Source organism: Suipraeoptans intestinalis (genome assembly GCF_009696485.1).
Lineage (GTDB): Bacteria > Bacillota > Clostridia > Lachnospirales > Lachnospiraceae > Suipraeoptans > Suipraeoptans intestinalis.
Window position 1 is genome coordinate 1 of sequence record NZ_VULY01000031.1, and the last position, 9,005, is coordinate 9,005.

16 protein-coding genes and 1 pseudogene are annotated in these 9,005 nt (G+C 46.8%); 8 read left to right on the forward strand and 9 right to left on the reverse strand.

The window, feature by feature from the left end; translation table 11 throughout:
* Nucleotides 1-219 precede the first annotated feature (219 nt).
* The 8 genes from FYJ34_RS13340 (at nucleotide 220) to FYJ34_RS11845 (ending at nucleotide 4,353) form a co-directional block, all read left to right on the forward strand.
* Nucleotides 220-414, forward strand: coding sequence for a hypothetical protein (locus FYJ34_RS13340; RefSeq protein WP_235899521.1), 195 nt, complete (start codon nucleotides 220-222; stop codon nucleotides 412-414).
* A complete protein-coding gene (locus FYJ34_RS13345) occupies nucleotides 407-571 on the forward strand; it encodes an ABC transporter permease subunit (protein WP_235899522.1) in 165 nt (54 codons plus the stop codon). Before FYJ34_RS13340 ends, FYJ34_RS13345 begins: the two co-directional genes overlap by 8 nt.
* Complete coding sequence (locus tag FYJ34_RS13350; RefSeq protein WP_235899523.1) at nucleotides 568-945, forward strand: ABC transporter permease family protein; 378 nt, start codon at nucleotides 568-570, stop codon at nucleotides 943-945. Before FYJ34_RS13345 ends, FYJ34_RS13350 begins: the two co-directional genes overlap by 4 nt.
* A 23-nt stretch (nucleotides 946-968) precedes the next feature.
* Nucleotides 969-1,169, forward strand: coding sequence for an ABC transporter permease family protein (locus FYJ34_RS13355; protein WP_154478942.1), 201 nt, complete (start codon nucleotides 969-971; stop codon nucleotides 1,167-1,169).
* A gap of 252 nt (nucleotides 1,170-1,421) precedes the next feature.
* The gene (locus FYJ34_RS13625) at nucleotides 1,422-1,550 is read left to right on the forward strand and encodes a hypothetical protein (protein ID WP_268878957.1); all 129 of its coding nucleotides are present in this window, start codon (nucleotides 1,422-1,424) and stop codon (nucleotides 1,548-1,550) included.
* 72 nt (nucleotides 1,551-1,622) lie between these two features.
* Nucleotides 1,623-1,823, forward strand: coding sequence for a hypothetical protein (locus FYJ34_RS11835; protein WP_173017124.1), 201 nt, complete (start codon nucleotides 1,623-1,625; stop codon nucleotides 1,821-1,823).
* Nucleotides 1,787-3,643 (forward strand): ketose-bisphosphate aldolase, encoded by a 1,857-nt coding sequence (locus FYJ34_RS11840; RefSeq protein ID WP_154478944.1) that lies wholly within the window; start codon nucleotides 1,787-1,789, stop codon nucleotides 3,641-3,643. Before FYJ34_RS11835 ends, FYJ34_RS11840 begins: the two co-directional genes overlap by 37 nt.
* Before the next feature lie 128 nt (nucleotides 3,644-3,771).
* Complete coding sequence (locus FYJ34_RS11845) at nucleotides 3,772-4,353, forward strand: class II fructose-bisphosphate aldolase (RefSeq protein ID WP_154478945.1); 582 nt, start codon at nucleotides 3,772-3,774, stop codon at nucleotides 4,351-4,353.
* Here FYJ34_RS11845 and FYJ34_RS15270 read toward each other — a convergent pair.
* The 9 genes and pseudogenes from FYJ34_RS15270 to FYJ34_RS11875 all read right to left on the reverse strand — a co-directional run bounded on the left by FYJ34_RS15270 (nucleotide 4,295) and on the right by FYJ34_RS11875 (nucleotide 8,735).
* Nucleotides 4,295-4,453, reverse strand: a complete 159-nt coding sequence (locus FYJ34_RS15270; protein ID WP_334296371.1) for a class II fructose-bisphosphate aldolase — start codon at nucleotides 4,451-4,453, stop codon at nucleotides 4,295-4,297. The genes FYJ34_RS11845 and FYJ34_RS15270 overlap by 59 nt on opposite strands.
* Before the next feature lie 106 nt (nucleotides 4,454-4,559).
* Nucleotides 4,560-4,874 (reverse strand): annotated as a pseudogene (locus FYJ34_RS15275) (class II fructose-bisphosphate aldolase); the annotation flags it as partial.
* Between the two features lie 139 nt (nucleotides 4,875-5,013).
* Nucleotides 5,014-5,970 (reverse strand): class II fructose-bisphosphate aldolase, encoded by a 957-nt coding sequence (locus FYJ34_RS11855; RefSeq protein ID WP_330582668.1) that lies wholly within the window; start codon nucleotides 5,968-5,970, stop codon nucleotides 5,014-5,016.
* A gap of 25 nt (nucleotides 5,971-5,995) precedes the next feature.
* Nucleotides 5,996-6,484, reverse strand: a complete 489-nt coding sequence (locus FYJ34_RS13630; RefSeq protein WP_268878958.1) for a carbohydrate kinase family protein — start codon at nucleotides 6,482-6,484, stop codon at nucleotides 5,996-5,998.
* Nucleotides 6,485-6,510: 26 nt separating this feature from the next.
* Entirely contained in the window at nucleotides 6,511-7,008 is a 498-nt protein-coding gene (locus FYJ34_RS13635; protein ID WP_154478947.1) for an ADP-dependent glucokinase/phosphofructokinase, read from the reverse strand.
* 19 nt (nucleotides 7,009-7,027) lie between these two features.
* A complete protein-coding gene (locus FYJ34_RS11870) occupies nucleotides 7,028-7,609 on the reverse strand; it encodes a carbohydrate ABC transporter permease (protein ID WP_330582669.1) in 582 nt (193 codons plus the stop codon).
* The gene (locus tag FYJ34_RS14495) at nucleotides 7,554-7,853 is read right to left on the reverse strand and encodes an ABC transporter permease family protein (protein WP_330582670.1); all 300 of its coding nucleotides are present in this window, start codon (nucleotides 7,851-7,853) and stop codon (nucleotides 7,554-7,556) included. Before FYJ34_RS14495 ends, FYJ34_RS11870 begins: the two co-directional genes overlap by 56 nt.
* Before the next feature lie 10 nt (nucleotides 7,854-7,863).
* The gene (locus FYJ34_RS13375; RefSeq protein ID WP_235899525.1) at nucleotides 7,864-8,172 is read right to left on the reverse strand and encodes a carbohydrate ABC transporter permease; all 309 of its coding nucleotides are present in this window, start codon (nucleotides 8,170-8,172) and stop codon (nucleotides 7,864-7,866) included.
* Complete coding sequence (locus tag FYJ34_RS11875) at nucleotides 8,136-8,735, reverse strand: carbohydrate ABC transporter permease (RefSeq protein ID WP_235899526.1); 600 nt, start codon at nucleotides 8,733-8,735, stop codon at nucleotides 8,136-8,138. The genes FYJ34_RS13375 and FYJ34_RS11875 overlap by 37 nt, the downstream gene beginning before the upstream one ends.
* Nucleotides 8,736-9,005 lie beyond the last annotated feature (270 nt).

Genomic DNA, 9,005 nt, shown 5'->3' on the forward strand with positions numbered 1-9,005 from the left:
GGGATAAAAAACTATCTGACACTATTTGCAGACCGGCAGTTTTGGAGTGCAGTGTCGCACACGATCATTTTTGTGGTGGTCAGTGTAGTCGCACATCTGATTCTGGGAATGGTATTTGCATTGCTTCTAAACTCGCACTATTTTCGGATGCGGACCAAATCCATCGCAGAGTAATTTATATCCTGCGTGGGTATTCACCGCTTCTGTCGTGGCGATCCTGTGGAACTGATGCTGCAGCCATCGGGGATCGTCAATTATCTCTTGTCGTTTCTTCCACAGATTTCAAGAAATACGGAATGGCTAAGCAATGAAAAAACAGCGCTGGCTACCGTTTTTATCAATATCTGGTGCGGGTATCCGTTTTACATGATCAGTATTCTGGCGGGCTGCAGGGATTTCGGGAGATTTGTATGAGAGCGCAGCGATTGACGGAGCAACCATGACAAAACGCTTTTTCTACATCACGATCCCTCAACTGCGTCCGATCCTCATTAGCATTGCAATGCTGGATTTCATATGGACCTTGCAGTCATTTAATGTAATCTGGATGCTGACCGGAGGAGGACCGTGAATTCTACGGAAATGCTTAGTATCTACATCTACAAGCAGGCGTTCCAAAAGGTAGACTACAGCATGGCCGGGGCAACTGCCACCGTTCTTCTTGTTGTTTCTGTCGTGATAGCCGTTTTTTATGTTCGGCCAGCAAAAGAAAGTGAGGAGTTGACTATGATAGGAAGTTATAAGCCATGGATGAAAGTGGTTTCCAGTATTCTACTGGTAATAGGAGGAATCTTTGCGGCGTTTCCTATTTTATGGATGGTCTGTTCTTCCTTTAAGGCGAACGAAGCGATTTTTTCCTGGCCACCTAAATTTATAGATAAAACGGCAGGCGTACATGCATACCTTGAGGTATTGACCGATCCGGAAAAAATCCGTTTTTCATAAAGTTACATTGTGGCGGGCTGTGTGTGGCGGTGACATTGTTTATCGGGATTCTGGCAGCCTATGGATTCAGCCGGTTTGAGTTTCCGGGAAAAGAATTGTTTAATTCCATCGTGGTTGGGGTGCAGGCAATTCCTCCGATCGTTCTTTTGATTCCTTACATGGGAATGATCGTTGCAATGAAATTGTTTGACACATATCTGGCTCTGATTCTGACGTATTGGTGATGACGCTGCCATACTGTATTCTGATGATGACCGGATATTTCAACACGCTGTCAAGAGAACTGGATGAAGCGGTGCTGGTAGACGGAGGATCCAGATGAAAGGCGCTCTGGTCGATCCTGGTGCCGATTTCTCTTCCCGGAATGGTGTCGGTTGCAATGTATACGTTTATGCAGGCGTGGAACGAATATCTGTTCGCGTTGGCACTGACCCAATCTACCAGCATGAGGACGGTGGCCTATCGGAATTAACCTTTTGATGGGGCCAGCACGGTATGACTGGAGCCAGATGATGGCTATGAGCGTACTGGTTCTGTGCCGGTACTGGTATTGTTCCTGTTTTTCCAAAAATATTTTATTGCGGGCATGTCGTCCGGAGGCGTAAAAGGATAGGAGAGAGCAGGATGAAAAGAGAAATAGGACTGGGCTTTCACACCTGCGTGGATTATGAACTGGTGTGGGATACAGAGAAAATAAAGGAAAAAATCAGAAGTTGGATATCCGGAAAAAAGATGTGCAAAGAAGGACGGAGGCTTCCGATGAGAAGCAACTGTGGGGAGGGATCCTCTATTATCTGGAGCACGGAGTCGGTGGGGAAATCGTTCCGGAAACAGAAGAATTATGCGAAAAACTGGAGAATCGTTCGTCTATCAAGTAACGCTGGGAGGCACCGCGACACGTGCAGCCATTGCGGCTTGGCCGGCTGGAGGTTCCAGCATATTGCAGACAAGCTGCAACAACCATTATGTCAGGGATCTTATGCCCGGGCAGGTGCAGATCTGTTCGGACATGAAAGAAGAACAGAAAATCTATCCGCATGTGGTCCTGCAATGTGAGGCCGGAGTACGGATCCAAGAGGGGGAAATTTGTTTTATTACACCGCGGGAAAACCGGATACTGATTTCCAGAGACGCCACCAGCCTGAAAATGGATATTCGTCCGGACGGGTTCGGAAAAGAATTAAAACATGTAAAAATATTTTTGCTGGGAAGCTTTAGCCAGATTTTGGAGGAAGATTTTCTAGAGGAAGCTTTGGAAAGAACAAATCAGCTGTTAAAAAAGCTTCCGGAAGATGCGGTAGTGATCATGGAAGATGGGTGCTATGTAAAAAAGAAATTTCGGCAAAGAGTGCATCAGGCACTGGCACACCGGATCGATGTACTGAGTATGAACGAGGATGAGTTGGCGGAGTTTGTGGGAGAAAAGGTCGATGTTTTAAACAGGCAGCAAGTGGCAGAGGCAGTGGAGACGGCATATAAAGAGGTGCAGGTAAAGACAATGGTAGTACACTCATCTGCCTGGGCGCTGGCTGTTGGGACACAGGCAAAAAATCTGCAAGAGGCGCTGGAATGCGGCGTTGCTCTGGCGGGAACACGATTTCGTAAAGGAGATGGCATTACAAAAGCGGAATTTGAAAAAACGCGGCAAATGCAGGAAAAGGTGGAGAGCCAAAAATTTCTGGAAGAAATAAAAGGGTTGATAGAAGAGGACATAGAAGGAGTGGCCTGCAAGGAGCTTTCCTGCGTGGAAACGCCGACCGTGGTAGGGTTGGGAGACGCTTTTGCGGAGGGCTGCTTTATGGACTCTGGCAGAAATGGCAAAACAAAAGAGGTGACAAAGATGTATGAGACGACGAAGAACCTGATGCATATGGCGAAGAAACAGCATACGGCGGTGATTGCCTTTATCTGTATGGATTATACCATGGCAAGAGCGGTGGCGTATGGGGCGGAAGCTGCCGGAAAGCCTGCGATCATTATGCTGTATCCGGATCATGTGAAAACCTTTCATACTGCGGGATTTGCCGGGTACGCAAAAATGGCGAAGGAACTGGCAGAAGAGGTGAGTGTTCCGGTAGGGTTCCATTGTGATCATGATTTTTCCAAGGAGGGAGTTTTGCGCACGGCAGAAGCAGGGTTTGACTCTGTAATGATGGATGCGTCAGAGTATGACCTGGAGGAAAATATACGGCGCACCGGAGAGGTGGTAGAACAGCTGCATGAAAAAGGAGTGTCTGTAGAAGGAGAGATCGGACATGTGGGACTGGCCTGCGAGGGGCAGGAAACGCAGAAAGATCTTTATACAAAGCCGGAGGCAGCCAGAAAGTTTTGTGAAGAAACAAAGGTAGATGCCCTGGCGATTTCTATTGGAAATGCACATGGGGCATATAAAGAAACACCGCAGTTGGATATGGAGCGGCTGGAAGCTATTGCGGAGGCGACCGATACGCCGCTGGTGCTACATGGCGGAAGTGGAATACCGGATGAACAGCTTCAGGAAGCCTTTGAAAAGGGAATCTGTAAGTTTAATCTGGGGACAGACTACCTGGCCCGATACTATGAGGCAGTGGAAGACTTTATAAAAGAAAGTAAAGAAAAGAAAGATCCTGTTAAAGTGATCGAGATGCCGGAGTTTGTAATAAAGAGACTGACTCCTTATGTGGAGGAACGGCTGAGAACTCTGTGCAAATTTGAATAAATGAGGGAAAAGTGTTGTGTTTTTGAAAAGCGGCGATTATCATGGAATCGTAGTATAACATGAGAGTTCCTGCATCATTTTTTAAAACAGAACATAAAAGAAAAAGGAAAAAGATGGAGGACAAAAAGATGTTGATGAACATGAAGGAAATTTTGACGGTGGCAAAGAAAAACGGATTCGCGATTCCGGCATTCAATATTTCGGATTATGCCATGTTTTTGGGAATCATGGAAGTTTGCGAGGAGACAAATTCTCCGGTGATCCTTGAGATTCATCCGGATGAATTGAAATTTATCGGAAATGAAATGGTGCTTGCCATTCGTGAAAAAGCGATTCACTCTAAGGTGCCTGTATGTATCCATCTGGATCATTGCAGCGATTTTTCTGTGATCGTGCGTGCTATTTGCGCCGGATTTACATCCGTGATGTTTGATGGGGCAGAACTTCCTTTCGAAGAGAATATTTCGGGAACGAAGAAAGTGATAGAAATCGCTCATGCAGCGGGGGCGGGGGACGCATCGGCAGCGGAGGGGAACGGGCAGATCATTCCATGGTGCGGAATGGCGGAGAAACTGGGGACCCCATGCGGGTTGCGTACAGATCCTGGGGCAGATTTTGAGGGGGGAGGAACGGCGCCAGATCCAGTGTGGTCTACCCTCCACGGTTATCCGCACAAATGTTTCCGCCATCTTTCGGATCCGTGTAAATGATCTGCGCAGTTCCTCCCTCAAAATCTGCAGGATCTGTAGAACCGATGGTCCCCAGTTCTGCTTCCACAGAAACCCCCGCTGCATGAGCGATTTCTATCACTTTCTTCGTTCCCGAAATATTCTCTTCGAAAGGAAGTTCTGCCCCATCCAAACATCACGGATGTAAATCCGGCGCAAATAGCACGCACGATCACAGAAAAATCGCTGCAATGATCCAGATGGATACATACAGGCACCTTAGAGTGAATCGCTTTTTCACGAATGGCAAGCACCATTTCATTTCCGATAAATTTCAATTCATCCGGATGAATCTCAAGGATCACCGGAGAATTTGTCTCCTCGCAAACTTCCATGATTCCCAAAAACATGGCATAATCCGAAATATTGAATGCCGGAATCGCGAATCCGTTTTTCTTTGCCACCGTCAAAATTTCCTTCATGTTCATCAACATCTTTTTGTCCTCCATCTTTTTCCTTTTTCTTTTATGTTCTGTTTTAAAAAATGATGCAGGAACTCTCATGTTATACTACGATTCCATGATAATCGCCGCTTTTCAAAAACACAACACTTTTCCCTCATTTATTCAAATTTGCACAGAGTTCTCAGCCGTTCCTCCACATAAGGAGTCAGTCTCTTTATTACAAACTCCGGCATCTCGATCACTTTAACAGGATCTTTCTTTCTTTACTTTCTTTTATAAAGTCTTCCACTGCCTCATAGTATCGGGCCAGGTAGTCTGTCCCCAGATTAAACTTACAGATTCCCTTTTCAAAGGCTTCCTGAAGCTGTTCATCCGGTATTCCACTTCCGCCATGTAGCACCAGCGGCGTATCGGTCGCCTCCGCAATAGCTTCCAGCCGCTCCATATCCAACTGCGGTGTTTCTTTATATGCCCCATGTGCATTTCCAATAGAAATCGCCAGGGCATCTACCTTTGTTTCTTCACAAAACTTTCTGGCTGCCTCCGGCTTTGTATAAAGATCTTTCTGCGTTTCCTGCCCCTCGCAGGCCAGTCCCACATGTCCGATCTCTCCTTCTACAGACACTCCTTTTTCATGCAGCTGTTCTACCACCTCTCCGGTGCGCCGTATATTTTCCTCCAGGTCATACTCTGACGCATCCATCATTACAGAGTCAAACCCTGCTTCTGCCGTGCGCAAAACTCCCTCCTTGGAAAAATCATGATCACAATGGAACCCTACCGGAACACTCACCTCTTCTGCCAGTTCCTTCGCCATTTTTGCGTACCCGGCAAATCCCGCAGTATGAAAGGTTTTCACATGATCCGGATACAGCATAATGATCGCAGGCTTTCCGGCAGCTTCCGCCCCATACGCCACCGCTCTTGCCATGGTATAATCCATACAGATAAAGGCAATCACCGCCGTATGCTGTTTCTTCGCCATATGCATCAGGTTCTTCGTCGTCTCATACATCTTTGTCACCTCTTTTGTTTTGCCATTTCTGCCAGAGTCCATAAAGCAGCCCTCCGCAAAAGCGTCTCCCAACCCTACCACGGTCGGCGTTTCCACGCAGGAAAGCTCCTTGCAGGCCACTCCTTCTATGTCCTCTTCTATCAACCCTTTTATTTCTTCCAGAAATTTTTGGCTCTCCACCTTTTCCTGCATTTGCCGCGTTTTTTCAAATTCCGCTTTTGTAATGCCATCTCCCTTTACGAAATCGTGTTCCCGCCAGAGCAACGCCGCATTCCAGCGCCTCTTGCAGATTTTTTGCCTGTGTCCCAACAGCCAGCGCCCAGGCAGATGAGTGTACTACCATTGTCTTTACCTGCACCTCTTTATATGCCGTCTCCACTGCCTCTGCCACTTGCTGCCTGTTTAAAACATCGACCTTTTCTCCCACAAACTCCGCCAACTCATCCTCGTTCATACTCAGTACATCGATCCGGTGTGCCAGTGCCTGATGCACTCTTTGCCGAAATTTCTTTTTTACATAGCACCCATCTTCCATGATCACTACCGCATCTTCCGGAAGCTTTTTTAACAGCTGATTTGTTCTTTCCAAAGCTTCCTCTAGAAAATCTTCCTCCAAAATCTGGCTAAAGCTTCCCAGCAAAAATATTTTTACATGTTTTAATTCTTTTCCGAACCCGTCCGGACGAATATCCATTTTCAGGCTGGTGGCGTCTCTGGAAATCAGTATCCGGTTTTCCCGCGGTGTAATAAAACAAATTTCCCCTCTTGGATCCGTACTCCGGCCTCACATTGCAGGACCACATGCGGATAGATTTTCTGTTCTTCTTTCATGTCCGAACAGATCTGCACCTGCCCGGGCATAAGATCCCTGACATAATGGTTGTTGCAGCTTGTCTGCAATATGCTGGGAACCTCCAGCCGGCCAAGCGCAATGGCTGCACGTGTCGCGGTGCCTCCCAGCGTTACTTGATAGACGAACGATTCTCCCAGTTTTTCGCATAATTCTTCTGTTTCCGGAACGATTTCCCCACCGACTCCGTGCTCCAGATAATAGAGGATCCCTCCCCACAGTTGCTTCTCATCGGAAGCCTCCGTCCTTCTTTGCACATCTTTTTTCCGGATATCCAAACTTCTGATTTTTTCCTTTATTTTCTCTGTATCCCACACCAGTTCATAATCCACGCAGGTGTGAAAGCCCAGTCCTATTTCTCTTTTCATCCTGCTCTCTCCTATCCTTTTACGCCTCCGGACGACATGCCCGCAATAAAATATTTTTGGAAAAACAGGAACAATACCAGTACCGCACAGAACCCAGTACGCTCATAGCCATCATCTGGCTCCAGTCATACCCGTGCTGCCCCATCAAAAGGTTAATTCCGATAGGCACCGTCCTCATGCTGGTAGATTGGGTCAGTGCCAACGCGAACAGATATTCGTTCCACGCCTGCATAAACGTATACATTGCAACCGACACCATTCCGGGAAGAGAAATCGGCACCAGGATCGACCAGAGCGCCTTCCATCTGGATCCTCCGTCTACCAGCACCGCTTCATCCAGTTCTCTTGACAGCGTGTTGAAATATCCGGTCATCATCAGAATACAGTATGGCAGCGTCATCACCAGATACGTCAGAATCAGAGCCAGATATGTGTCAAACAATTTCATTGCAACGATCATTCCCATGTAAGGAATCAAAAGAACGATCGGAGGAATTGCCTGCACCCCAACCACGATGGAATTAAACAATTCTTTTCCCGGAAACTCAAACCGGCTGAATCCATAGGCTGCCAGAATCCCGATAAACAATGTCACCGCCACCACACAGCCCGCCACAATGTAACTGTTTATGAAAAACGGATTTTTCCGGATCGGTCAATACCTCAAGGTATGCATGTACGCCTGCCGTTTTATCTATAAATTTAGGTGGCCAGGAAAAAATCGCTTCGTTCGCCTTAAAGGAAGAACAGACCATCCATAAAATAGGAAACGCCGCAAAGATTCCTCCTATTACCAGTAGAATACTGGAAACCACTTTCATCCATGGCTTATAACTTCCTATCATAGTCAACTCCTCACTTTCTTTTGCTGCCGAACATAAAAACGGCTATCACGACAGAAACAACAAGAAGAACGGTGGCAGTTGCCCCGGCCATGCTGTAGTCTACCTTTTGGAACGCCTGCTTGTAGATGTAGATACTAAGCATTTCCGTAGAATTCACCGGTCCTCCTCCGGTCAGCATCCAGATTACATTAAATGACTGCAAGGTCCATATGAAATCCAGCATTGCAATGCTAATGAGGATCGGACGCAGTTGAGGGATCGTGATGTAGAAAAAGCGTTTTGTCATGGTTGCTCCGTCAATCGCTGCGCTCTCATACAAATCTCCCGAAATCCCCTGCAGCCCGCCAGAATACTGATCATGTAAAACGGATACCCGCACCAGATATTGATAAAACAAACGGTAGCCAGCGCTGTTTTTTCATTGCTTAGCCATTCCGTATTTCTTGAAATCTGTGGAAGAAACGACAAGAGATAATTGACGATCCCCGATGGCTGCAGCATCAGTTTCCACAGGATCGCCACGACAGAAGCGGTGAATACCCACGGCAGGATATAAATTACTCTTGCGATGGATTTGGTCCGCATCCGAAAATAGTGCGAGTTTAGAAGCAATGCAAATACCATTCCCAGAATCAGATGTGCGACTACACTGACCACCACAAAAATGATCGTGTGCGACACTGCACTCCAAAACTGCCGGTCTGCAAATAGTGTCAGATAGTTTTTTATCCCCACAAAAGCAGGAGTACTGGATACGACTGCCCGGTCTAAAAAGGAATATTTTATCACCATGCCGATAGGCAGAACCAAAAAGACCGTCATCAGAACCAGCGTAGGAGCAAGGTATCGATATGGTGCAGATCTTTGTGCAGCTGATTTCAATGTAACTTCCTCCTTCCTTTCTTAATTTCCCAGTTATCGGACTCTGTCCGGGACAGGCGCTGCTGTCACCCTCCCGGACAGATCCCCTTACAGATATGCGACAGAAAAATTTTTTCAGGTGGTTATTACTTTCCTGCTTCTTCTAAGTATTTCTGCCAGTTTGTCAGCATCGTATCCGTTTCCATATCGCCGTCTAAATATTTTACCAGGTCATTCGTCATGGATGTCATCACAGAAGACGCATTGGGAAGGCCGATAAATTCATTGATC